The organism is Streptomyces bullii (assembly GCF_042657145.1).
Lineage (GTDB): Bacteria > Actinomycetota > Actinomycetes > Streptomycetales > Streptomycetaceae > Streptomyces > Streptomyces bullii.
This window is the reverse complement of sequence record NZ_JBHSNY010000002.1, coordinates 410,323-433,584: the sequence shown is the minus strand read 5'-3', so window position 1 is coordinate 433,584 and position 23,262 is coordinate 410,323. Positions and strand designations below refer to the sequence as shown.

General features: G+C 71.8%; 24 protein-coding genes and 2 pseudogenes. 13 read left to right on the top strand and 13 right to left on the bottom strand.

Translation table 11 applies throughout. The annotated features are described in order from the left end of the window. Positions 1–42: 42 nt before the first annotated feature. Positions 43–1,386 carry an FAD-dependent oxidoreductase gene (locus ACFPZJ_RS06095; protein WP_381018273.1) on the bottom strand — a complete coding sequence of 448 codons (1,344 nt, stop codon included), beginning with the start codon at positions 1,384–1,386 and terminating at the stop codon, positions 43–45. Between the two features lie 211 nt (positions 1,387–1,597). On the opposite strand from ACFPZJ_RS06095, the gene ACFPZJ_RS06090 reads away from it, so the two are divergent. After that, positions 1,598–2,059 (top strand): DUF6214 family protein, encoded by a 462-nt coding sequence (locus tag ACFPZJ_RS06090; protein WP_381018989.1) that lies wholly within the window; start codon positions 1,598–1,600, stop codon positions 2,057–2,059. A 52-nt stretch (positions 2,060–2,111) separates the two neighbouring features. On the opposite strand, the gene ACFPZJ_RS06085 is transcribed toward ACFPZJ_RS06090, so the two are convergent. Continuing rightward, the gene (locus tag ACFPZJ_RS06085; RefSeq protein WP_381018271.1) at positions 2,112–2,777 is read right to left on the bottom strand and encodes a DUF305 domain-containing protein; all 666 of its coding nucleotides are present in this window, start codon (positions 2,775–2,777) and stop codon (positions 2,112–2,114) included. Positions 2,778–2,968: 191 nt separating this feature from the next. Between ACFPZJ_RS06085 and ACFPZJ_RS06080 the strand changes: the two genes are divergently transcribed. Further along, complete coding sequence (locus ACFPZJ_RS06080; protein ID WP_381018268.1) at positions 2,969–4,471, top strand: LVIVD repeat-containing protein; 1,503 nt, start codon at positions 2,969–2,971, stop codon at positions 4,469–4,471. Here the strand turns inward: ACFPZJ_RS06080 and ACFPZJ_RS06075 are convergent. The 7 genes from ACFPZJ_RS06075 to ACFPZJ_RS06045 all read right to left on the bottom strand — a co-directional run bounded on the left by ACFPZJ_RS06075 (position 4,459) and on the right by ACFPZJ_RS06045 (position 10,991). Beyond that, positions 4,459–5,145 carry a TetR/AcrR family transcriptional regulator gene (locus ACFPZJ_RS06075; protein ID WP_381018265.1) on the bottom strand — a complete coding sequence of 229 codons (687 nt, stop codon included), beginning with the start codon at positions 5,143–5,145 and terminating at the stop codon, positions 4,459–4,461. The genes ACFPZJ_RS06080 and ACFPZJ_RS06075 overlap by 13 nt on opposite strands. A gap of 180 nt (positions 5,146–5,325) precedes the next feature. Continuing rightward, positions 5,326–6,015: an HAD family hydrolase gene (locus ACFPZJ_RS06070; RefSeq protein WP_381018262.1), complete on the bottom strand. Its 690-nt coding sequence runs from the start codon at positions 6,013–6,015 to the stop codon at positions 5,326–5,328. Between the two features lie 83 nt (positions 6,016–6,098). After that, positions 6,099–6,770, bottom strand: a complete 672-nt coding sequence (locus tag ACFPZJ_RS06065) for a phosphatase PAP2 family protein (protein ID WP_381018259.1) — start codon at positions 6,768–6,770, stop codon at positions 6,099–6,101. Between the two features lie 121 nt (positions 6,771–6,891). Next, a complete protein-coding gene (locus ACFPZJ_RS06060; protein WP_381018256.1) occupies positions 6,892–7,824 on the bottom strand; it encodes a M56 family metallopeptidase in 933 nt (310 codons plus the stop codon). A gap of 151 nt (positions 7,825–7,975) precedes the next feature. Beyond that, positions 7,976–8,533, bottom strand: a complete 558-nt coding sequence (locus tag ACFPZJ_RS06055; protein ID WP_381018254.1) for a DUF5134 domain-containing protein — start codon at positions 8,531–8,533, stop codon at positions 7,976–7,978. Positions 8,534–9,096: 563 nt separating this feature from the next. After that, on the bottom strand, positions 9,097–10,155 hold the full coding sequence (locus ACFPZJ_RS06050; RefSeq protein WP_381018252.1) for an aldo/keto reductase: 1,059 nt from the start codon (positions 10,153–10,155) through the stop codon (positions 9,097–9,099). A gap of 71 nt (positions 10,156–10,226) precedes the next feature. Further along, positions 10,227–10,991: a VOC family protein gene (locus ACFPZJ_RS06045; protein ID WP_381018249.1), complete on the bottom strand. Its 765-nt coding sequence runs from the start codon at positions 10,989–10,991 to the stop codon at positions 10,227–10,229. A gap of 258 nt (positions 10,992–11,249) precedes the next feature. Here ACFPZJ_RS06045 and ACFPZJ_RS06040 point away from each other — a divergent pair, with 258 nt between their 5' ends. Then, on the top strand, positions 11,250–12,164 hold the full coding sequence (locus tag ACFPZJ_RS06040) for a GNAT family N-acetyltransferase (protein ID WP_381018246.1): 915 nt from the start codon (positions 11,250–11,252) through the stop codon (positions 12,162–12,164). 14 nt (positions 12,165–12,178) lie between these two features. Here ACFPZJ_RS06040 and ACFPZJ_RS06035 read toward each other — a convergent pair whose 3' ends face one another. Continuing rightward, positions 12,179–12,571 (bottom strand): VOC family protein, encoded by a 393-nt coding sequence (locus ACFPZJ_RS06035; RefSeq protein WP_381018244.1) that lies wholly within the window; start codon positions 12,569–12,571, stop codon positions 12,179–12,181. An 81-nt stretch (positions 12,572–12,652) separates the two neighbouring features. Between ACFPZJ_RS06035 and ACFPZJ_RS06030 the strand changes: the two genes are divergently transcribed. Then, positions 12,653–13,192 carry a GNAT family N-acetyltransferase gene (locus ACFPZJ_RS06030; protein ID WP_381018241.1) on the top strand — a complete coding sequence of 180 codons (540 nt, stop codon included), beginning with the start codon at positions 12,653–12,655 and terminating at the stop codon, positions 13,190–13,192. Positions 13,193–13,202: 10 nt separating this feature from the next. Here the strand turns inward: ACFPZJ_RS06030 and ACFPZJ_RS06025 are convergent, their stop codons facing one another. Beyond that, positions 13,203–13,886, bottom strand: a complete 684-nt coding sequence (locus ACFPZJ_RS06025) for a glycerophosphodiester phosphodiesterase (RefSeq protein ID WP_381018238.1) — start codon at positions 13,884–13,886, stop codon at positions 13,203–13,205. Positions 13,887–14,145: 259 nt separating this feature from the next. Between ACFPZJ_RS06025 and ACFPZJ_RS06020 the strand changes: the two genes are divergently transcribed. From ACFPZJ_RS06020 to ACFPZJ_RS05995, 6 genes and pseudogenes are all read left to right on the top strand, one after another. After that, entirely contained in the window at positions 14,146–15,543 is a 1,398-nt protein-coding gene (locus tag ACFPZJ_RS06020) for a DUF6421 family protein (protein ID WP_381018236.1), read from the top strand. A 38-nt stretch (positions 15,544–15,581) separates the two neighbouring features. Further along, on the top strand, positions 15,582–16,331 hold the full coding sequence (locus ACFPZJ_RS06015; protein ID WP_381018987.1) for an SDR family NAD(P)-dependent oxidoreductase: 750 nt from the start codon (positions 15,582–15,584) through the stop codon (positions 16,329–16,331). Next, on the top strand, positions 16,328–17,398 hold the full coding sequence (locus ACFPZJ_RS06010) for a threonine aldolase family protein (protein WP_381018233.1): 1,071 nt from the start codon (positions 16,328–16,330) through the stop codon (positions 17,396–17,398). The genes ACFPZJ_RS06015 and ACFPZJ_RS06010 overlap by 4 nt, the downstream gene beginning before the upstream one ends. A gap of 131 nt (positions 17,399–17,529) precedes the next feature. Next, positions 17,530–17,726 (top strand): annotated as a pseudogene (locus ACFPZJ_RS06005) (transglutaminase); the annotation flags it as partial. 89 nt (positions 17,727–17,815) lie between these two features. Next, positions 17,816–18,533 (top strand): annotated as a pseudogene (locus ACFPZJ_RS06000) (B3/B4 domain-containing protein). A 38-nt stretch (positions 18,534–18,571) separates the two neighbouring features. Continuing rightward, positions 18,572–19,453 carry a PhzF family phenazine biosynthesis isomerase gene (locus ACFPZJ_RS05995; protein WP_381018230.1) on the top strand — a complete coding sequence of 294 codons (882 nt, stop codon included), beginning with the start codon at positions 18,572–18,574 and terminating at the stop codon, positions 19,451–19,453. 248 nt (positions 19,454–19,701) lie between these two features. Here ACFPZJ_RS05995 and ACFPZJ_RS05990 read toward each other — a convergent pair whose 3' ends face one another. Further along, a complete protein-coding gene (locus tag ACFPZJ_RS05990; RefSeq protein WP_381018227.1) occupies positions 19,702–20,430 on the bottom strand; it encodes a lysophospholipid acyltransferase family protein in 729 nt (242 codons plus the stop codon). A gap of 188 nt (positions 20,431–20,618) precedes the next feature. Next, positions 20,619–21,035 carry a DUF4395 domain-containing protein gene (locus ACFPZJ_RS05985; RefSeq protein ID WP_381018225.1) on the bottom strand — a complete coding sequence of 139 codons (417 nt, stop codon included), beginning with the start codon at positions 21,033–21,035 and terminating at the stop codon, positions 20,619–20,621. A gap of 76 nt (positions 21,036–21,111) precedes the next feature. Between ACFPZJ_RS05985 and ACFPZJ_RS05980 the strand changes: the two genes are divergently transcribed. From ACFPZJ_RS05980 to ACFPZJ_RS05970, 3 genes are all read left to right on the top strand, one after another. Next, positions 21,112–21,525, top strand: coding sequence for a TlpA family protein disulfide reductase (locus tag ACFPZJ_RS05980; RefSeq protein ID WP_381018985.1), 414 nt, complete (start codon positions 21,112–21,114; stop codon positions 21,523–21,525). 217 nt (positions 21,526–21,742) lie between these two features. Then, positions 21,743–22,252: a flavin reductase family protein gene (locus ACFPZJ_RS05975; protein ID WP_381018222.1), complete on the top strand. Its 510-nt coding sequence runs from the start codon at positions 21,743–21,745 to the stop codon at positions 22,250–22,252. 219 nt (positions 22,253–22,471) lie between these two features. Continuing rightward, positions 22,472–23,260 (top strand): electron transfer flavoprotein subunit beta/FixA family protein, encoded by a 789-nt coding sequence (locus ACFPZJ_RS05970; RefSeq protein WP_381018219.1) that lies wholly within the window; start codon positions 22,472–22,474, stop codon positions 23,258–23,260. Positions 23,261–23,262 lie beyond the last annotated feature (2 nt).

Sequence of the window (23,262 nt, the reverse complement as noted above, 5' to 3'; positions counted from 1 at the left end):
TGTTGCCGCTGTGTGTCATGCCCACAGAGAGGTGGGCCGACCCTACGGGCGGACCGCTCGCGCCGCCGCCAGCAGCGACTCCCAGTCGGGCAGCTTGACGACGCTCCGTCCGAGTGAGGCCCCGAGCTCCGCCTCGGCCCGCTCGATCGCCTGCCACCCGGACCACTCGACCGGCTCGACCCCCTCGGCGCGCAGCACCGGGAGCGGGTCATCGGGGACCTCCTTGCGCTCCAGGACCGGCGCGTCCTCCAGCAGGGACAGCACCGTCTCCTTCGCGCACGGCCGGTTGGTGCCGATGACGCCCGTCGGGCCCCGTTTGATCCAGCCCGCCACGTACTCGCCCGGCGTGACGACGCCCTCGCGCAGTACGCGCCCGGCCAGGTTCGGGACGGTGCCGCTGCCCGCGTCGAACGGCAGCCCCTCCAGGGGCACCCCGCGGTAGCCCACCGAACGCAGCACCACCTGCGCCTCGATGTCCTCGTACCGGCCGGTGCCCGTCACCCCTCCCTGCTCGTCCGGCACCGTCCGCTCGAAGCGCACGGCGCCCACGCGCCCCTGGTCGGCGAGGACTTCGACCGGGCGCAGGAAGAACCGCAGCCGGATCCGCCGAGGCGTGTCCCTCGGCGGGGCCCCGGCCCAGCCGCGCAGCACCTCCACGTTGCGGCGCTGCGCGGCGGGCAGTGCGGAAGGGTCCTCGTACGCCGGATCCAGTGCCAGCTCCGCCTGGTCCACGCCGATGCCGGCGCCCGGCAGGGTGCCCAGCTCGCGCAGTTCCTTGGTGGTGAAACGGGCCTGGGACGGGCCGCGCCGGCCCACCATGTGGATGTCGGTCACCCGGCTGGCGCCCAGCGCGGTCAGCGCGGCCTGCGGCATGTCCGTCGGGCTCAGCTCGGCCGGGCCGCGCGCCAGCATCCGGGTCACGTCCACGGCGACGTTGCCCACGCCGATGACCACGACCGACCGCGCGCCGAGCAGGAAACCGTCGTCGACCGCGTCGGGATGCGCGCTGTACCAGGACACGAACTGGGTCGCCGACCAGCTGCCCGGCAGGTCCTCGCCGGGGATCCCTAGGTGCCGGTCGGTGGCGGCACCCACGCAGTACACCACCGCGTGGTACAGCTCCCGCAGCCGGGCGGCGGGAACCCCGCCCGGCCCGACCTGCACACCGCCGAGGAAACGCACCCGGTCGTGCTCCAGCACCGTGCGCAGGTTGTTCTGCAGCGACTTGATCTTCTCGTGGTCCGGCGCCACCCCGTAACGGACCAGCCCGTACGGGCACGGCAGCCGGTCCAGGACGTCGACGCGCACCTCGGAGTCCTGCTGGACCAGGCTCTGGGCGGCGTAGCACCCGCTCGGCCCGGAGCCTACGACGGCGACTCGCAGCACGGCGGAACTCCTTGCTCGAGGGATCCCGGGGGATCTTCACGAGATCGTAGATGCCTCCAGCATCGCACCGCCGCGGCTCCGCTGACAGGGTGCCGTGCGCCGTATGAGCATGCGTGTCCGTTCGTATGGAATGTGATCATGCGGTTACGTTGCGTGTGTGCTGGAAGCATCTTTTCTTCATCTGTCGGACCGCTCTCCGGCCGACGGCGCGGTGTCCGTGCGGCCCGCGTGGCAGGTGCGGGACGGCGGGAGCACGGCGCGCTGGTTCGAGGTGCGGCTGGCCTTCGCGGACGGGGCCCGGGTCGACGTGCTGGCCGTGGAGTGCGCGGGGTGCGTGAGCCTCGAGGACGTCCGGGCCGAGCCGGCACTGTCCCTGGACGACCTTGCGGTGCTCGCCGACTGGATCGAGGGGCCGCTCGGCGAGGCGTGCGGTGCGCAGACCGGGCCGGACGGTGGTGGCGGCGGGGGATCGCGTCGGGCCCGGGCGGCCTTGCCGCGCGGTATGGAGGGGCGGTGGCTGGCGGCGCGGGAGTACCGCGCGGCCCAGGAGGAGGGCGCCGACCCCGTTCTCGCCGTGATGTGCGCGACGGGGCACAGTCGCCGCGAGGCGCTCCGGCTGATCGGCGAGGCGCGTGACGCCGGTTTCCTGACGCGCCGCCGCGCGCGACGCTGAGCCACGCGCGCCGGTCACCGGCAGCCGGCAGGGCCCCGGCCGCCCGCGGCTCCTACAGCATGTCCCGCATCCGCGTGATCTCGCTCGTCTGCTGGGCGATCACCTCGTCGGCCATCTCCTCGACCTGGATGTTGTTGCCCTGCGCCTTCACGTCCGTGGCCATGGTGATCGCGCCCTCGTGATGGGTGATCATCAGGGTGAGGAAGAGCTGGTCGAAGGCCTTGCCGTGCGCCGTGCGGAGTTTCTTCAGCTGGGCCTCGGTGGCCATCCCGGGCATCGCCGCGTGGCCGTGTCCGTGGCCGTGCCCGTCGTCCTTCTCCGCCTTGCCGTGCTTCTTCAACCAGCCCCTCATGGCCTCGATCTCGGGCTTCTGGGCGGCAGTGATCCGCTCGGCGAGCCGCTTGACCTGCGTCGACTCGGCCTGCTTCGGGGCCAGTTCGGTCATCTCCAGGGCCTGGGCGTGGTGCACGATCATCATGCGCGCGTAGGAGACGTCCGCCGAGTTGGGGGAGTCGTCCTCCGCGCGCTGCTCCGCGGCGTCCTCGGCGGACAGGGTGCGGTTGGCCTCCCCGGGTCTGCCCGGGGCGATGACCGAGGGCCCGCTCTCCGCGGCCGACTCGGCGTCAGAACCGGAGTCGCATGCTCCAAGTCCGAGCACGACCAGGGCGGTCAGACCGGTCGCGACGACAGGCGCGCGGAACGCACGGCGGAAGAGCACTACGACCTCCTGTGGCAGGCGGGTTGAAGGACACCTTGTGAGTGTGAGTGAAGTCCTAGCATGCTTCCGGGGGTTACTGATCGAAAAACTTCATTGCGTTCCTGTTGCCCTCTGTTGGACTGTGCATGGTCAAGACAATACTTCGGGTTGCGTGAACCGTTCCGAGGTGAACGGAACAGAGGGAGGAAACAGTGATCCTGTTGAACGACCCCCGAACACGGCGCAGACGCCTGGGAGTCGCGGCGGCAGCGGGCGGACTGCTGGCCGCGCTCCTGACGGCCGCCCCGGCCGCCGCGATCCCTGACCCCGGGGACACTCCGGCCAAGCCCAAGGAGGTCTCCAAGAGCGCCCAGGCCGAGGCCAGGGAAGCCATCCAGAGCGGTGACATACCCGCCCAGGACGAGATCGTCCACTCCGCCAACATCCAGCACGTCGCCAACGTCCCCAAGGACGTGCTCCCCGGCACCAACTCGGACCTGGCCTTCCAGGGCAGGTACGCCTTCGCGGGCAACTACGACGGCTTCCGCATCTTCGACATCAGCAACCCGAAGGCGCCGAAGACGGTCGCCCAGGTGCTGTGCCCCGGCTCGCAGAACGACGTCTCCGTCTCCGGGAACCTGCTGTTCCTGTCCACGGACTCCTCGCGCAGCGACAGCAGTTGCAACAGCACCACGCAGCCGGCGACCGAGAAGTCCTCGTGGGAGGGCATGAAGGTCTTCGACATCAGCGACAAGAGCAACCCGAAGTACGTCGCGGCCGTCGAGACCGCCTGCGGCTCGCACACCCACACGCTGGTGCCCGAGCGCCGCAACGTCTACGTGTACGTGTCCTCGTACTCGCCGAACGCCGCGTACCCGGACTGCCAGCCGCCGCACGACGGCATCTCCATCATCAAGGTGCCGCGCCACGCCCCGGAGAAGGCCGCGGTCATCGACTTCCCGGTGCTCTTCCCGGGTGAGGGCCCGGACGGCGGGGGCAACCCGGGCGCGCCCACCAACCCGGGCGTGTCCAAGACCACCGGCTGCCACGACATCACCGTGCTGCCCTCCAAGGACCTCGCTGCCGGCGCCTGCATGGGCGACGGCATCCTGATGTCCATCGAGGACCCGGAGCGGCCGAAGATCATCGACCAGGTGCAGGACAACGTCAACTTCGCGTTCTGGCACTCGGCGACCTTCAACCAGAAGGCCAACAAGGTCGTGTTCACCGACGAGCTGGGCGGCGGCAGCGGCGCCACCTGCAACGCGGCGATCGGCCCCAACCGTGGTGCCGACGGCATCTACGACATCGTCGGCAAGGGCGACCAGCGCAAGCTCGTCTTCCGCAGCTACTTCAAGATCCCGCGTCACCAGGCGGACACCGAGAACTGCGTGGCCCACAACGGCTCGCTGATCCCGGTCAAGGGCAAGGACCTCATGGTCCAGGCCTGGTACCAGGGCGGCGTCTCCGTCTGGGACTTCACCGACTCCTCGAACCCCAAGGAGATCGCCTACTTCGAGCGTGGTCCGCTGACCACCGACAAGATCGTCACCGGCGGCTCCTGGTCGGCGTACTACTACAACGGCTACGTCTACTCGAACGACATCGCCAAGGGCTTCGACGTCCTGAAGATCAACGACCGGCGCACGGACCCGGCCAAGTGGGTCCACCTGCGTGAGCTCAACGTGCAGACGCAGCCGGACTACTTCGACTGACCCTCCGGCCCGCACCCCGGTGCGGCCCCGGTCGCGAAGAACCGCGACAGATCCGTGTCGCACGTCCCGCCGGGCACCCCGGTGTCCGGCGGGACCCCCATCTCCCAGTCGAGCCGGTAGCGCTTGAACAACTCGGCGCGCAGCACCGGCAGAGGCATCGACGCCCCCGGCACCAGGGCCGCGTACACGGCCCCCATCAGCAGCGCGCGCAGCATCGGATAGTCGCTGTCCACATCCCGTGAGCCGTGCCGGGCCACGGTGTCGCGCAGCAGCTCGGCCAGCCGCCGCTGCTCCGGGCACGGCAGGAAACCCTCCGCCTGCAGCAGCCCGGCCATGTGCTGGCGCATCAGCAGGGGATAGTCACGGGCGAGGCCCAGAACCGCGTCGACGGCCCGTGCCATCCGCTCCCGGCCGTCCTCGGTGCGCGGCTCGCGCTCCAGCGCCTCCTCCAGCGTGCGGTGCATCAGCCGGTGCACCGCGGACTGCACCAGCTGGCGCTTGCCGGGGAAGTAGTACGACACCAGGCCGCGCGCCGAGCCCGCCCGGTCGGCGATGTCGCCGAGCGTCGTCGCCTCGTACCCGCGCTCGCTCACCAGCTCGACCGCCGCCTGCAGAAGCCGCTCCTGGGAACGCCTGCGCAATTCTTCGTTGACCGAGGCGCTGCGCGGGGACATCCTGTAACTCCTGCGTTGGCTGGCTGCCAGCCAACTATACTCATGACTCCGGTCGGGCTCGCGTGGCCTGCTCCGGGTGCAGTCCGCCTCGGGCGACGCGGGGGATCGTCCGAGGCGGACTTTGACCAGTGGTGTCCTCGGGCTACTTCATGCCGCCCGGCCGTGGTGCCGTCGGCGGGCTCAGCCGACCAGGTCCAGTACGGGCCGCAGCCCGTCCGGCCGGTGGGCCACCGGCAGATGGTCCACGAAGTGCACGGCGCAGCCCAAGGCGGCCGCCCCGCCGTCGGCGCGCCGGTCGTCTCCGACCATCAGCGTCCCGCGCGGATCCGCGTCCAGCGCCGCGCAGGCGGTCGCGAACAGCCGCGGGTCGGGCTTCTGCACACCGTGCTCGTACGACAGGACGTAGGTGTCGACGTACGGGTCCAGGCCGTGCTCACGGAAGACCGGCCGCAGGTCCCAGCCGATGTTGCTGACCACACCGACGCGCACGCCCCGCTCCCGCAGCGTGCGGAGCACCTCGGCGGCGTCCGGGTACGGAGCCCATGCGGCCGGAGTCATGTGACGGTCGTACAGCGCGTCGTACAACGCGGGGTCGGGCAGCGGGACGCGGCGGGCGGCGCCGGTGTAGGCGGCACGGTGCAGTTCGGCGCTGCGGTCCCGGACGAGCCACAGCTCGGCGAGGTCCCCCGGCAGCTGGACGGGCTGGGCGCCGCCCGGCAGGGCCCCGGCCCTCGTCAGCGCCTCGGCGACCGCCGTCACCCCCGCCTCGGGAAGGTCCACGCCGGCCTCGGCCAGCGCCCCCCGCAGCCAGGACTCGGCGGACTCGATGTGGAAGAGCGTCCCGGAGAAGTCGAACAGCACGGCGGTCATGCGGAGATCCTAGAAGGCCGTGTCCCTCCCAGGGGGCCCAACTCGGGTGAGCCGAAAGGCCGGTCAGGCCCGTTCCCGCACGCTCAGGGCCGTCGCAGCTGGTGGACCCGGACGGCCAGGACCACCACCAGGGCGCCCAGGAGCCAGCCGCCGAGCACGTCCGTGGGCCAGTGGACGCCCAGCCACACACGGGTCAGGCCGACGCCGGCCACCGAGATCACCGCCACCACCAGGGCCGTGTTCCACAGGGCGCGTCCGACGCCCCGGCGGTGCAGGAGCCACAGCAGCAGGCCGCAGACGACCATGGCGGTCATGGCGTGCCCGGACGGGAAGGCCGCGTAGTGGGCGGAGTCGACGGGGTCGGGGAAGACCGGGCGGGAGCGGCCCACCACCACTTTCAGCGACTGCTGCAGCAGCGTGCCCAGCGCGCAGGTCACCACCAGCCACAGAGCCGTCCAGCGGGCCGCGCACCGCCACGCCAGCCACAGGGCCACCGCCCCGCACAGCAGGCGCATCGTCCAGGGGTCCCACACCCAGTCCGTCAGGATGCGGCACACGTGCGTCACGCCGGGTTCGTCGACCGCCCACCGGTGCGTGGTGCGGGAGACATCGCCGTCCATCGTGATCAATGGGCGCCACTGGGCGGTCACGAGCACCAGCAGCAGCACGGAGGACAGCGCCAGGACCCCGGCGAACCGGGCGGCCGTGCGGTGGGCCGGCGGGCGGGGCGGGGACTCGACCGTGGGGGTGTGCATGATGCGATCCTCGCTCACATGGAGGGTGAGGATCCAACCCGGGCCGGTTCTGGGTCGTTTCCGTTGCGGGCGCGGGCGCGGGCGCGGGCGCGGATGCGGCGGCCCCGGTTCGCCACCGCCACTACCCGAGTGCCCTCAGTCCCGGGACGAACGCCACCAGGACCGGGATCACCGGCACCAGCGCGGCCGCCGCCGTCAGCCGCAGCCGACGCAGGGCGGGCAGCCGGTCCGGGGGAGTGAGCAGCCGGTGCACCCGCTGCCGCACATGGGCCTGCGGTGTCGGGCAGGGGCCGAAGACCCCCCGGTGCTCGTTGAGTTCCACCAGCGCCAGCGCGGTGGTCAGGCGGCCGAAGCGGCGGGAGGCCATGTCGTCGGCGGCGAGCTCGACCAGCCGGTGCATCTCGTCGCGGAACGCCGCGAACACCGGCACCTGAGGAAAACCGCTCGCCAGCGCGGCCGAGCAGTGCAGCAGCCACTCGTGCCGCGCCTGCGCGTGCCCCTGCTCATGGGCGAGCACGGCGTCCAGTTGCCGGCCCTTCAGCCGGCGCAACGCGGCCGTACTGACGACCAGTTGGGACGGAGCGCCGGGCAGCCACCAGGCGTCGGGTCGCTCGCCCTCCAGCACGACGAGCCGGTTCGTGGGCTCCTCGCCCGGCAGCAGCGGGGCCCGTACCAGGATGTCGGCCCGGTGGCGGCGCCGCCGGGCGCGTGCCCGTACGACCTCACGGACCAGCATCGCCCCGCTCCACAGCCCGCCGCACGCCAGCGCGACCGCCGTGGCCGCCGCCCAGGGACCCGCCGTACCGAGCGCGTAGGCATCCACCACCGGGCTCGGCGCCGACGCGAACACCCGGCCGCCCACCGCCTGCCAGGCGGCCGCCGCGCTGAGGGTCATCGACAGCGCGCAGCACAGCAGCACGGCCGCGATCACGCACTGCCACACCCACAGCGCCACCACCGGCTCACGGTCCGCCCAGTCGGCCCGGGCGAGCAGCCGGGGAGCGGCGACGGCGGTCAGGGCGCCGAGCAGCAGCAGCGCCGCGGGGAGCATCATGCGTGCAGCCTATGAGCGGGGTGCCGCTCAGGGGTACGGCCGACCCGTGCAAAGTGACGCAGGCAACGGGCCCGTGCGGACCTGGCTCACAGCCCGGTCGGTCCTGGCTCACGGCCGCACGGAGCTGACTTACGGCTCGTACGGTGTTGACTCACACGGTCAACAGCATCGCCAGCATCGCGATCCCCATGGACAGTCGGCAGGCCCGCGCCACCTCGGGCCGGTCGGCCCACCCGGCGGCCCCGCCGCCGGACCGGGCGACGGCGGTGACGGGTACCAGCCGCACGCCGGTCAGCAGCACGTATCCGGCGAAGTACAGCAGCAGCGCCCCGGTCAGCAAGGGGACCCCGGAGCCGCCGGTCCCGTGTCCGTGACCGTGCCCGGCGGAGCCGTCCATGACCAGTGCCATGTAGACCATCGCCGTGGCCCCGACGAGATGGTGCAGGTGGTGGGCACCCGTCCGCGCCACCCACAGCGCGCGCACCGCCGCCGCGCCGAACACCGCGGCGTAGGCGGGCCAGACCCACGTCGGTGGGCTGAACACCGCCGCCGGCACGGCCATGAGAGCCATGCCGAACGCCATGAGCGCCTCGTCGCCCGCGGCGCTGCGCTGCTCCTCCACGGTGCTGCGCATCCGCAGCAGGCAGTAGGCGCCGGTCGCCGCGCACAGCGCGACCAGCAGCCAGCCGGACGATGCCGGTCCGTGCACACGCACCCCCCCCGCTCGACCCGCTCCACGGTCGGTCAAGGGATGCCCGGGCCCGGCGGCGCGCACGCGAGCGCAAGGGAGTGCAGGGGAGCGTTCGGCGGAGCCCGCAGGTCAGCGCATACGATTCACGAGCAGGACACCTGCTGATGTTCTGTCCCGTGAGCAGTGCGCCCCCCGCCACCGCCCCGCCGCCCGGCGCTTCCCGCCGTCCGGCCTTCTGCGGGTCGGGCGGTCTCCTACAGCAACGCGCCCAGCCGAGGAGCGGGTCGTGCCCGCCGAGCAGGCCGGACACCGTGCGCTCGCCGCGGCGGTACGAGGCCAGGGACCGCTCCGTGACCGGGGCGCGGAAGCGGAGACGAGAACGGAGGACGCACGGCCAAGACGGCGACCGATGGGCGGCCGGCGAGCGGCGACGACGGGGCAGGCGCGGTGGGCGCGGTGGGCAGGGCGGGCTCAGCGGGCAAGGCGGGCGCGGCGGAGGCGGTCGCGACGGACACGGGGAGCGGGGACAAGGTGGGTGGGGGCGCGGGAACGCCAGGCCCGCTCGGGCCGGGAAGTTCGGTTCACAGCACGTCGTGCGCCGTGCGGCGGTACGTGGAGCGGCGGTCGTCGATGTCCTGCCAGCGGTCGCCGTAGACGGTCCGTGTGACGGCCGGGTCCCGCAGGAAGTCGTGCGGGAAGCCCTGCGGTGCCGCGCTCACCTCGTCGAGCCGGGCGAGGGCGTCGGCGTCCAGCCGGACGTCGACGGCACCGAGGTTGTCGGCGAGCTGGCTCTCCCTGGTGGCCGCGACGATCGGGACGACGTTGCCGGGCCGGGACAGCAGCCAGGCCAGCGCCACCTGCGCCGGGCTCCAGCCGCCCTGCTCGGCGATCTCCAGGACGGCGGTGACGACCGCCTCCTCGCGCGGGTCCTCGCGCTGGTCCCCCTCGCCGGAGCCGAGCCGCCCGGACTCGCCGCGCCGGTACTTCCCCGTCAGCTTCCCGGCCGCGAGCGGCGCCCACGCCAGCACGGCCAGGTCGAACGCCCGTGCCTGCGGCAGCAGTTCACGCTCCGGTGTGCGCTCCAGCAGGTTGTAGCGCAGCTGCGACCCGGCGAACGCCGTCCAGCCCCTGAGCTCGGCCAGGGTGTTGGCCTGTGCGATCTCCCAGGCCGGCCAGTCCGAGACACCGACGTACAGCACCTTCCCGGTGCGCACCAGGTCGTCCAGGGCGCGCATGACCTCCTCGACCGGGGTGAAGTTGTCCCGGGCGTGCACCCACAGCACGTCCAGCCGGTCGGTGCGCAGCCGGTGCAGGCTCGCCTCCACCGACTGGAGCAGGTTCTTGCGGTGGTTGCCCGCGGCGTTGACGTCGCCCTCGCGGATGCCGCACGTGTACTTGCTGGCGAGGACGAACTCGTCGCGCCGCCCGTCGAGCAGGTCGCCGAGGATCTCCTCCGACTCGCCGCCGGTGTAGATGTTGGCGGTGTCGACGAAGTTGCCGCCCGCGTCCGCGTAGGCGCCGAGGATCTTCGCGCTGGTCTCCCTGTCGGCGCCCCACCCCGGGTCACCGCCCATGGTCATCGCGCCCAGGCTCAGTTCGCTCACGCGCAGACCGGTCTTGCCGAACAGTGTGTAACGCACCGTGTCTTCCCCTCCGAGCAGGTCGTGGGTCCGACGCTAGGCGGTGGAGCGCACTCCAGGGCAAGCCGCCGTCACCTGTCGTCCGCCGCCCGGTACACCCCGAACATGGCCCTCTGCGGATCCCGCAGCACCGCGATCCGCGGTCCGTCCGGCACGGACGTCGGCATCATCAGCACGGTGCCGCCCACCCGCGTCGCGACGGCCGCGGCGTCGTCCACGTCCTCCACCGCGAAGTACGGCAGCCAGTGCGCGGGCACCTCGTGCGGGAACTTGTCGTCCATCGTCACCATGCCGCCGAAGTCGGCACCGCCGACGCTCCACTGCGTGTAGTGCCGCTCCGCCTCGACGCCCCAGCCGAACACGGTGGTGTAGAAGTCCACGGCCAGTTCGGGGGCGCGGGTCAGCAGTTCCACCCAGCCCAGGGTGCCGGGCGCGTTGAAGAGCCCGGCGCCGGGGAAGGTGCCCGCCTGCCACAGCTGGAAGGCGGCGCCGGCGGGATCGACGGCCACCGCGAAGCGGCCCACGTCGAACACGTCCATCGGGCCGAGCAGCACCGTTCCGCCCGCCGCCGTCACCTCCCGCACGGCGGCGTCCGCGTCGGTCACCGCGAACGACAGGTTCCACGCGACCGGCTGGGACTCCTGGTACAGCGGTGTGAGCGCGGCGACCGCCGCGTCCCCGAGATGCGCGACCGTGTAGCCGCCCGCCTCCTGACGCGGATCCGTCTCGGGGCGCCAGCCGAACAGTCGGGTGTAGAACCGTTTGGCCGCCTCCAGGTCGCTGGTGCTCAGCTCGGTCCAGCAGGGCCCGCCGGTCACCGGCGCGTCGAGCTTCATGGCGTTCCCTCCGACGACAGCCCCCGTGGACGTGTCCCCTCCAGCACGCTAGGCCGCGGCCCGGACCCCGGCATCCGGTGGAACCCACTGGTGTCCGCCCGGAGCGGGTGGTGCCCCGTGGAACCCACTGGTGCCCCGTGGAACCCACTGGTGTCCGGTGAAACCCACTGGTGCGCGGCACCGGCCCCGACGTACCCTCGCCCCGTACCGCACCGCGTGGCGGCCTCCAGCTCCTTCCCCGTGCCCGGAGGTACACCCATGCCCGCACTGGAGGTGCGTCCCTTCCGCCGCGCCGACCGCGACCAGCTCACCGACCTGGGCAACGCGCACGTCGCCGCCGTCGTCCCCGGCGTCTCCGTCTCCGTCAACACCGTCCTGAGCGACCTGGAGCGTCAGCCCGGCGAGCCCGTCACGGACCCCTGGGTCGCCGAGCGGACGACGCTCGTCGCCGAGCAGCGCGGCTCCGTCGTCGCCGGGGCGCATCTGCTGCGCTACCGCGCCGACGCCGAGGTGGGCGCGTCGTACCAGGGCGTCGGCGAGATCGACTGGTTCGTGTTCCAGCCGCCGGCGTCCCACTGGCCGGATTCCGAGGAGGCCGCCGACCTGCTGATGTCCGCCTGCCTGACCCGGCTCGCCCGCTGGAACGTCCGTGCCCGCTACGCCTCGGGCGACCTTCCCGCACCCGTGATCTACGGACTGCCCCGCAACTGGCCGCACGTCCGCGCCGCCTACGCCCGCGCGGGCTTCCGGCACGTCGGCGACACGGAGGTGATCCTGCTGGCCCGGGTGGCCGACCTGCCGGACGACCCGCTTCCACCGGGCCTGACGATCGAGCGCACGCTGGGGGAGTGCGGCACCCGCTTCACGGCGCACGCCGACGGCCACGCCCTCGGCTTCATCGAGGTCGGCACGTCTTTGGAACGCCCCGAGCGCCATGTGCGCGCAGCGGGCCTCGCCGACATCGGCAACCTCCACGTCGACCCCGCGGAGCACGGCACCGGCCTGGAGCGCCGGCTCCTCGCCCGGGCCGCCGACTGGCTCCGCCTGTGCGACGTCGACCGCCTGGTCGCGTACGAGACGGAGACCGACCGGACGATGCTCGACCACCTCACCGGTGCGGGCTTCCGCGAACTGACCCGCACGGACCGGGGGTGGGAGCACCGGCCCGGGTGAGGCACCGGGAGGGGCTAGATCCCCGGCCGATACCGCAGCGGATGGTCCGCGGGCACCTCCACCAGCACGACCGGCGTGCCGTCCGGGTCCGCGATCCACATCTCGACCAGCCCCCACGGCTCCCGCACCGGGGGACGTACGATCTCCACGCCCTTCGCCCGCAGCTCCTCGTGCGCCGCCGACACGTCGGCGACCTGCAGCCACAGCCGTGCGGCCGGGGACGGCGGCGTCTCGGAGCGGCCCGAGACCTCCAGGAATCCGCCGCCGAGGAAGTAGACGGTGCCGCGCTGCGCACCCGTGCCGAACTCCCGGTAGACGGCGAGGCCCAGTTGCTCGCCGTAGAAGGCGCGGGAGCGCTCGGGGTCGGTGGGGCGGAGCAGGATCCGGCTGCTGAGTACGTGCACCATGCACCCGGAGCTTAGGCCCTGCCGAGCGGCGGGGTTACCCTCGTCCCTGCCCGCCTCGCCCGAGCATTCGGAGTTGCTCTCATGGAGACCGCCGCCACCGGACCGACCCTTCGCGACGCCACCGACGCCGACGTGGACGAACTGGTCACGCTGATCCAGTCGGCCTACCGGGGGGAGTCCAGCCGGGCCGGGTGGACCACCGAGGCGGACATCCTGGAAGGGCAGCGCACCGACCCCGAGGGCGTGCTGGAGGTCATCAAGTCGCCCGACAGCCGGTTGCTGACCATGGAGCTGGAGGGCCGGATCGTCGCCTGCTGCCAGCTCGAACACCGTGGTGACCACGCCTACTTCGGCATGTTCGCGGTCAGCCCCGGCCTCCAGGGCGGCGGCCTCGGCCGGGCCGTGCTCGCGGAGGCGGAGCGGCAGGCCCGCCGGACATGGGGCGTGACGGAGATGCACATGACCGTGATCTCCGTCCGCGACGACCTCATCGCCTGGTACGAGCGCCGCGGCTACCGCCGTACGGGCAGGACGACCCCGTTCCCGTACGGCGACGAGCGCTTCGGTGTCCCACGGCGCGACGACCTGGAGTTCGAGCTGCTGGTCAAGGAACTGGCCTAGGCAGGCGTCGTCACGCGGTGGCGGCCGCCGCCCGCTTGATCTCCGGGTAGTCGGTCGTCGCGCCGTCCAGGGCGAAGGCCCGGACCAGCCCCAGGTGCTCCTGCGTGTTCACCACCCAGCCGATGATCCGCAGGTCCGCCCTGCGCGCCTGTTCCACGACCTCCAGGGAGAGCCGGCGGATGTTCAGACAGACGGTCGCCGCGCCCGCCTCCACGGCGCGGTCCACGATGTCCAGGCCGTACCGGCTCGCGATGAGCGCGGTGCGCACGCCCGGCACCAGCCGGGCGATCTCGGCGATGGCCTCGTCGTGGAACGAGGACACCTCGACCCGGCCGGTCAGGTCGCGCTCCCGCATGACCTCGGCCAGGGCCCGCGCCGCGGCGACGTCCTTGATCTCGGCCTGCAGCGGTGCCTGAACGGCGTCCAGCACCTCCTCGAAGACCGGGACCCGCTCGCCGCCGCCCGCGTCCAGGGCGCGCAGTTCCTCGAGGGTCTTCTCGGCGATCGGTCCGCTGCCGTCGGTCGTACGGTCCACGTCCAGGTCGTGCATGACGACGAGGGCGCCGTCCTTGCTCAGGTGCAGATCGAGTTCGATGGCGTCCAGGCCCGCCGCCTGGGCGGCGACGAAGGACCGGAGCGTGTTCTCGGGTTCGACACCCATGACTCCGCGGTGTCCGATGGTGAGGAGGTTCAAGACGGGACTCGCTTCCGTCGACGGCTGCGATGTGAGCGGGCCGCGGCCCTGCGGCCCTCCTGGACCGTATCGCCTGCGCCGGTGGCGACGCGCAGGGCGTGACCCGTTCGGCGCAGTGACGGCCAACCTGGTGACCGACAGGAAAAAATGCGGTGAAGGCGGGGGCTGTGCAGGACGATTTCCGGAGTCTCCTCTTGCTGAGAGAAACCTCGTGCGTATACGGTCGCCTTACGCGAGGTTCTCCTGTGGAGGATGGGACATGACGGAAATTCTTGTGCAGGTGGGTACGGAGGAGCGGGTTTCTCCGGCGACCCGGGTGGTGGAGCACCCGGCGTGGCCCGTGCTCAAGGATGCCGTGGAGCGGATCCGGCCCTGGCAGGCCAAGGACGGCTCGATCGACTTCGACGCCGAGCACGCCCCCGACCCCGCCGACGCCGAGCTGGCCGTACGCCAGGTCGCCGACGCGGTCGAGGAGCTCTCCCCGCTGCTGCCGCACGACCGCGCCTACCACGAGGCCCTGGTCAAGGACCTGCGCCGCTGGGCCGACGACGGCTTCAAGGTGCCCGACTTCCTCGACTCGCTGCTCGCCTTCCAGCCGGCCCGGAACCGCGAGGACGGGCTGCAGCACCTGGTCGTCTTCCCGATGTACACGCAGAACGGCAACCCCGACCGCAACCTCGAAGCGGTCGTGCTGCGCATGGTCTGGCCGGACTGGCTGGCCGAGCTGGAGCGCACCCGCTACGACAACCCGCTGTTCTGCGGCATCAAGTTCGAGGACTTCACGGCCGGGTACGACACCAACTCCGCCGTCCTCTTCCCCGAGACGATCGCCGTGCGCGAGGCACCCGAGCGGTTCACCTGGGGCGGCATCTTCTGTGACCGCGAGGCCGCCCGCTTCCGCCGCGTGACCGCCGCCGCCGTCGACATCCTGGGCCTGGAGCTGCCCGAGGACGTCGCCGCGATGGTCCACGACCAGAAGCGCTGCGAGGAGGCGTTCGTGCTGTGGGACATGGTCCACGACCGCACCCACAGCCACGGCGACCTGCCGTTCGACCCGTTCATGATCAAGCAGCGCCAGCCGTTCTGGATGTACGGCCTGGAGGAGCTGCGCTGCGACCTCACCGCCTTCAAGGAGGCCGTGAAACTGGAGAAGGACGGCGTACCGCAGGCCCGTGACGTGCAGGTCGCGGTGCTCTTCGACCGCATGTTCCGCTTCCCGGTCACCGGCGACCGCGTGCGCAACTACGACGGCCTCGGCGGCCAGCTGCTCTTCGCCTACCTGCACAAGCACGACGTGGTCCGCTGGACCGACAACAAGCTGTCCATCGACTGGCAGCGCGCCCCGCAGGTCACCAACGAGCTGTGCGCCGAGATCGAGAAGCTGTACCGCGACGGCATCGACCGCCCCAAGCTCGTCCACTGGTTCGCCGGGTACGAGCTGGTCTCCACCTACCTCGCCCCGCACCCGGGCTCCAGGTGGGCCAAGGGGCCCGACGCCCTCGACCTGACGCAGCCGCCGCGGAAACTCGTCGATGACGTGCTTCCGGACGAGTTTCCGCTGAGCATGTTCTATGAGGCACTGTCCAAGAAGCTGAAGAACGTGATCGCCTCCACCAAGGGCATCACGGCGGACGGCGCCGAGCGGGTCGCCGCGTGAGCGACCGCGACAACACCACTGCTCAGGAGGCGAAGATCATGGCGGGGAACGGGGCGCTCAGCGGTGCGGTGATCGCGGTGGCCGGGGCGGGCGGTCCCGCCGGCCGGGCGGCACTGGTCAGGCTCGCCGAGGCGGGAGCGACCGTCGTCGGCGCGGACAACGACCCGCAGCGGCTCGCCGAGGCCGTGGACGCCGCGCGTTACGGGCACGGCGGAGCGACCGTCACCGGCGAGACGGTCGACCTGCTCGACCTGCAGGCCACCCGTGACTGGGCCGCGCGCACCGAGAAGGAGTTCGGCCGCATCGACGGGCTCGTGCACCTGGTCGGCGGCTGGCGCGGCAGCGAGACCTTCACCCGGACCAGCCTGGACGACTGGGACTTCCTGGAGATGCTGCTGGTGCGCACCGTGCAGCACACCTCCCTCGCCTTCCACGAGGCGCTGCAGCGCAGCGAGCGCGGCCGGTACGTCCTGATCAGCGCCGCCGGCGCCACCAAGCCCACCGCGGGCAACGCCTCCTACGCCGCCGCCAAGGCCGCCGCCGAGGCGTGGACGCTGGCCCTGGCCGACTACTTCCGCAAGGCCGGGGGCGAGCAGGGGCCGACCTCCGCGGCTGTCATCCTGGTGGTGAAGGCGTTGGTGCACGACGCGATGCGCGCGGAGCGCCCCAACGCGAAGTTCGCGGGCTTCACGGACGTCAGCGACCTCGCCGAGGCCATCGCCGGAGTCTGGGAGAAGCCCGCCGCGGAAGTGAACGGAAACCGTCTGTGGCTGACCGAGAAGCCGTGAACCCCCCGAAGACCGACGCGCGTCGCCACCACGACCCGCAGGTGCGCGGTTTCGCCAGTGACAACTACGCCGGGGCCCACCCGGAGGTGCTGGCCGCCTTGGCCCTGTCCAACGGCGGGCACCAGGTCGCGTACGGCGAGGACGCGTACACCGAGCACCTCCAGCAGGTCATGCGCAGCCACTTCGGCGCCACCGCCGAGGCCTTCCCGGTCTTCAACGGCACCGGCGCCAACGTCGTCGCGCTGCAGGCCGTCACCGACCGCTGGGGTGCGGTGATCTGCGCCGAGAGCGCGCACATCAACGTCGACGAGTGCGGGGCGCCGGAGCGGGTCGGCGGACTGAAGCTGCTCACCGTGCCGACGCCCGACGGCAAGCTCACGCCCGAGCTGATCGACCGGCAGGCGTACGGCTGGGACGACGAGCACCGCGCGATGCCGCAGGTCGTCTCGATCGCCCAGGCCACCGAGCTGGGCACGGTCTACACGCCGGACGAGATACGCGCCATCTGCGAGCACGCCCACGCGCGCGGCATGAAGGTGCACCTCGACGGCTCCCGGCTGGCCAACGCCGCCGCCTCCCTGAACGTGCCGATGCGGGCGTTCACCAACGCGGCCGGCGTCGACCTCCTCTCCTTGGGCGGCACGAAGAACGGCGCCCTGTTCGGCGAGGCGGTCGTGGTCATCGACCAGGACGCCGTCCGCCACATGAAGCACCTGCGCAAGCTGTCCATGCAGCTCGCCTCCAAGATGCGCTTCGTGTCGGTGCAGCTGGAGGCCCTGTTCGCCCGGGACCTGTGGCTGCGCAACGCCCGGCACTCCAACGAGATGGCCCAGCGCCTCGCCGAGGGCGTACGGGCCGTGCACGGTGTGGAGATCCTCCACCCGGTGCAGGCCAACGCGGTCTTCGCCCGCCTGCCGCACGACGTGACCGTGCGCCTGCAGAAGCGGTTCCGCTTCTACTTCTGGGACGAGACCGCGGGCGACGTCCGCTGGATGTGCTCCTACGACACCACCGAGGAGGACGTCGACACGTTCGTGGCGGCCCTCAAGGAGGAGATGGCCCGCTGACCCGGGCCGCACACCCCACGGTACTGCATAGAGATACGGCCGATCGAAAATGCATTGACCTTCGATCGGTCGTATCCCTACGCTCTCCGGGCATGCGGCTGATCCAGCAAACTTCTGACTTTTCCGCCTAGTTGACCGCTGACAGGCGATCGACGACGGTTATCCCCTGGTCCGGGAGACGGCGGCGCGACTCGCCCGTGGGGTCGTGGACTCGTATGGGTATGCACAGGCGGCCTTCGAGTTCGTCCGCGACACCATCCCGCACTCGCAGGACTCCGGTGACCCGCGCGTCACCTGGCGCGCCTCCGACGTGCTCGAACAGGGCACCCGGCCGTACTGAACGTGCTCAAGGCCGCGCCCGACCTGCCGTCCCTGTGGCGGACGCTCCCGACCGCGCTGTAGAGGCAACGCGCACCCATGACTCTTACGCTGACCGTGCCCGACGAGGTGCGCGCCTCGCGCCCGGCTTCACGCACGTGGCCGTCGCGGCGTACGACCTGGTCAACGGCGCCAGCAGCAGCGCCAGTTCCGTGCTTCTCGACGACGCCGCCCGCCGGCTCGCCGTACGCCTGGACGGGCGTGCCCCGCACGAGGATCCGCACATGGCCGCGTGGCGCTAGGTCTGCACGGCGTTCGGCTCCAAGCCGTCCCGCACCCGCGACTCGGCCGATGCGTGGGCGAAGCGCGCCCTGTCGGAAGCGGGCCTGCCCCGCACCGACCTCCTCGTCGACCTCTACAACGCCGTCAGCGTCGCCCACCTGATCCCCGTCGGCGGCGAGGACGTCGACCGCGTACAGGGTGGGATGCGCCTTGTGCGGCCACTTGCCAGGAGGACTTCGTGACCGTCGCCGGCGGCGCGGAGGTCGTCGAGCACCCCGACGCCGGGGTGGTGGTGTGACGCGACGACGCGGGCGTGACCTGCCGCCGCTGGAACCGGCGCCAGGGCCCGCGCGCCCGGCTCACCGAGCAGACGACCTCGGGCATCTTCCTGCTGGAGAGCGTGGCGCCCATGCCGGTGGCGGACGTGATGTCGGCCGCTGCCGAACTGGCCGAACCCCTGGAGAAGTTCAGCCCGGGAGCCCGGACACCGGGCACTCGCCGGTCCCGCCGCGCGACTGAAGGCACCAGGCCCTGAGCGGGAACATCCACCACACGTGGCGCGTTGCATCGCGTATGACGGCGATCAGCAACACGACAGCCCGGGTCCTGCGCTACACGGCCTTCGCCCTCGACCCGGCCGGCGGCAACCCGGCCGGAGTCGTGCTCGACGCGAGCGGACTCGACGACGACACGATGCTCGCCCTCGCCGCGGAGATCGGCTACTCGGAGACGGCCTTCCTCACCGCCGCGCCGGAGCACCTGGACGGTGAGCCCGGCCGGGTGTTCACGGCCCGCTACTTCAGCCCCAAGGCCGAGGTGCCGTTCTGCGGGCACGCCACCGTCGCGACCGCCGTCGCCCTCGCGGAGCGGATCGGACCGGGCGACCTGCTCTTCCACACCCCGGCCGGGGCCGTCCCGGTGTCGGTCGCGGCGGACGGCACCGGTGCCCTGCGGGCGACGCTCACCAGCGTCGAGCCCCACGTCACCGAGGCCGAGGACGCCGACGTCACCGAGGCGCTTGCCGCCCTCGACTGGCAGCCGGCCGAACTGGACCCGGCCCTGCCGCCCCGGATCGCCTACGCCGGCGCCCGCCATTTCGTCCTCGCGGCCGCCGACCGCGCCCGTCTCGCCGCCCTCGACTACGACTTCGAACGGCTGCTGCGGCTGATGCAGCGCCTGGACCTGACGACCCTTCAGCTGGTGTGGCGCGAGTCCGAGACGGTCTTCCACGTACGCGACCCGTTCCCGGTGGGCGGTGTGGTGGAGGACCCCGCCACCGGCGCGGCCGCAGCGGCCTTCGGCGCGTACCTGCGCGAACTCGGCACCGTCACCCCCGACGCCCGCCTCACCCTCCACCAGGGCCACGACATGGGCCGCCCCTCGACCCTCGCGGTGGAGCTACGCCCCACGGACCGCCGCGTCAGGGTGAGCGGTACGGCGGTGCCGATGCCCTGAGCGCGGAGCGACCAGAGCGTTCCGGAGCCAGGCGCTCCGCGGCCGGGCGGCGGCGGAGGTCCGCGCCGCCCGAGACGGCGTGCGGTGGGACGGGAAACTGGGGCCGTGGGCCGGTGGCTTGGAGCTGTCGTGACCGGAGCACCACCGGCCGTTGGTCGGCGGGCAAGAGCTGTCGTGACCGGAGCACCACCGGCCGTTGGACACCGGGGCCGAGCCGGCCGAAGGGCGGGCGCGGGGACGAACCCGTCTCAGCGTGCCTCGGCCGCGCGGACTTCCTCCGGGGTCGGAGCCGTACCGCCCAGGTGGGCCGGCATCCACCACGTGTCGTCCGGGCCCTTGGGCCGGACCGGGTAGGCCCGCTGCGCGGCCTCCAGCAGCTCCTGCACGCGCTCGCGCAGCTGCCGGGTGATCGCCCCGGCGTACTTGTCGCGGGAGGCCTCGATCGCCTCGCCGACCCGGATGGTGACGGGGATGTGGCTGCGCTTGAAGTTGCGCGGATGCCCCTTGGTCCACAGTCGCTGCGTGCCCCACACCGCCATCGGGATCAGCGGCACGCCGGCCTCCTGGGCCAGGCGCGCGGCACCGGACTTGAAGCTCTTCAGCGTGAACGACTGCGAGATCGTCGCCTCCGGGAAGACCCCGACGATCTCGCCCGACCGCAGCGAGTCCAGGGCGTGCGCGTAGGCGGCCTCGCCCTGCTCGCGGTCCACGGGGATGTGCCTCATCCCGCGCATCAGCGGACCGGAGATGCGGTGCCGGAAGACGGACTCCTTCGCCATGAAGCGAACGAGACGCTTTTGCGGCAGAGCCGCGAGGCCGTTGAAGACGAAGTCCAGGTAACTGATGTGGTTGCTGACCAGAACGGCGCCGCCCGAGCGCGGGATGTTCTCCGTACCCCGACAGTCGATCTTGAGGTCCCACACCTTGAACAGCGTGCGGGCGAGACCGACGACGGGACGGTAGACGAGTTCTGCCATGGGCGGTGTGGACCCTTCCTGCTTCGCCTGGGAAGGGGACTCCCAGCGGACAAGTTACGCAGCCGTAGGTTTTCGGCTTGTCGCAGATCGTGCCCCAAGAACGGCTTGGTAGCCAGTCCTGGTGCCCGCGGGCGGCGAGATTCTCGTCACGTCGAACCTGTGAGCCACCTCGGGCTTTTGCCCCGCCGTTACTCCGCCCGCACCGTCATCCGCCGTACCAGCAGGTACATTTCGCACCCCAGGCAGTACCCGAACACCGCGTTCAGGAAGGCCGCCGCGAGCGCGGCACCGGTCGCGGCGAGACCGAGCCACTCGGGCCCCAGCGTGTAGCCGACCAGCCCCAGGCCGACGAAGACGAGCCCCACCGCTTGGGCGAAACGCGGCGGTTCTGGCGCCTCGAACCCGGTCGGCGGCCCGAGCCGGGGCCGTACGGCCTTCCGGAACAGCCAGCCGTACGGCGAGCGCACCACCCCGCCCGCGGCGCCCAGCGCGAACGCCAGGGTCTGCCACGCCAGCAGCCACGCGCTGGAGGTCACCAGAACCACCGCCAGGACGACGGTCGTCACGGCCGCCCCGAAACGCGGCCCCCTCGCATCGATATCCATGGATCAAGGATTCCGCAGGGATGCGCGTTCGGGGAGACGGGAATCTTCGCGGTCTCGTGAATGGTTGAAGCAGGTGATGACCGGACTGGTGGTGTGCGTGCTGGTGCTCGCGGCGGCGAGCGCCTACGGAGTGCTGCGACAGCGGCGGAGCGGGAGAGTACGGGTGCGCGGGCGGGACGACGGAAAGCGGCTCGACGCGGCCGAACTCGGCACGGACCTCGGCGAGCGCGCCACCCTCGTGCAGTTCTCCAGCGCGTTCTGCGCGCCCTGCCGGGCGACCCGGCGGATTCTCGGCGAGGTCGCCGGCATGGTCCCCGGCGTGACGCACGTCGAGATCGACGCCGAGGCCCATCTGGACCTCGTCCGGCGGCTGGAGATCCTCAGGACACCCACCGTGCTGGTCCTCGACGCCGACGGCCGCGTCGTACGGCGGGCCACCGGCCAGCCGCGCAAGGCCGATGTGATCGCCGCGCTCGGGGAGGCGGTGTGACGGAGGCGACGCCGGCCGTGAGCCATCTCCCACATGCCGGAATCGGCTTGACTGTGCCCACCACCTATCGTCAGCCTGACGTCATGCCTTCGGAACTCCTTCCGCCCGGGCGGGGCACGCGTCGGGCCGTGGCCCCCGTCCGTACCGCGCGCGTGCGCTGTCCGGGCTGGTGAGCAGCCGCGCACCCGATCGTCATCCCCCGCAGAAGGACAGTTCCATGACGGCCACCACCGACCTGACCACCTCCGGGCTCGCCACGCCCGAACTGCTGCGCTCCGTCTTCCGGCGGCACGCGGCGGGCGTCGCGGTGATCACCGCCCGCGGCGAGAGCGGCCCGGTCGGCTTCACCGCCACCTCCCTCACCTCGGTCTCCGCCGAGCCCCCCATGCTCTCCTTCGGAATCGGCACGGGCGGCTCCAGCTGGCCGGCGATAGCGACCACCGAGCACGTCGGGGTGCACATCCTTGGCGAGCACCAGCAGGAGCTCGCCGCCACCTTCGCGCGCAGCGGCGCCGACCGCTTCGGTCCGGCCACCGCCTGGCGCGACGGACCCGCGGGCGTGCCCCTGCTCGACGACGTCCTCGCCTGGCTGGTGTGCCGGGTGGTGGCGCGCGTGCCCGCCGGGGACCACCGCATCGTGCTCGCCGAGGTCCTCCTCGGCGACCCCGCAGGCACCGGACGGCCGCTGCTGTACCACCAGGGCCGCTTCAACCGCCTGCGCGACTGATCCGCCCGCACCTCCTGCTGCGCGACCGTCGAGTTCCGGTTACGCTGCGTTGCGAAGGTCACAGTTCAAAGCGCTTGCTTAGCGGGAACGAACGGGGTGTACTGACGAGTAATATTTCGCTCGGAGCGTGGGTCGCCCCGACCGGGACGGGCCGCTTGAGGCGCCTATGCTGCCTGCAGGCAGGCAGCCGAGAAATGACGATGCAGTAGGAGAGCCGGCGTGAGCTTGAGGATCGTTGTCACTGTGAAGTACGTGCCCGACGCCACTGGCGACCGGCACTTCGCCGATGACCTGACCGTCGACCGGGACGACGTGGACGGCCTGCTCTCCGAGCTGGACGAGTACGCGGTCGAGCAGGCGCTGCAGATCTCCGAGAACTCCGACGACGACGTGGAGATCACCGTTCTGACGGTGGGCCCCGAGGACGCCAAGGACGCGCTGCGCAAGGCGCTGTCCATGGGTGCCGACAAGGCCATCCACGTCGAGGACGACGACCTGCACGGCACCGACGCCATCGGCACCTCCCTGGTCCTGGCCAAGGCCATCGAGAAGGCCGGCTATGACCTGGTCATCTCCGGCATGGCCTCCACCGACGGCACCATGGGCGTCGTACCGGCGCTGCTCGCCGAGCGTCTCGGCGTGCCGCAGGTGACCCTGCTCTCCGAGGTCTCCGTCGAGGACGGCACCGTCAAGGGCCGCCGGGACGGCGACGCCGCGAGCGAGCAGCTCGAGGCCTCCCTGCCGGCGGTCGTGTCCGTCACCGACCAGTCGGGCGAGGCGCGGTACCCGTCCTTCAAGGGCATCATGGCGGCCAAGAAGAAGCCGGTGGAGTCCTGGGACCTGGACGACCTGGAGATCGAGGCCGAGGAGGTCGGTCTCGAGGGCGCCTACACGAAGGTCGACTCCGCGGCCGAGCGTCCGGCCCGCACGGCCGGCACGATCGTCAAGGACGAGGGCGAGGGCGGCAAGCAGCTCGCCGAGTTCCTCGCGGGCCAGAAGTTCATCTGAGG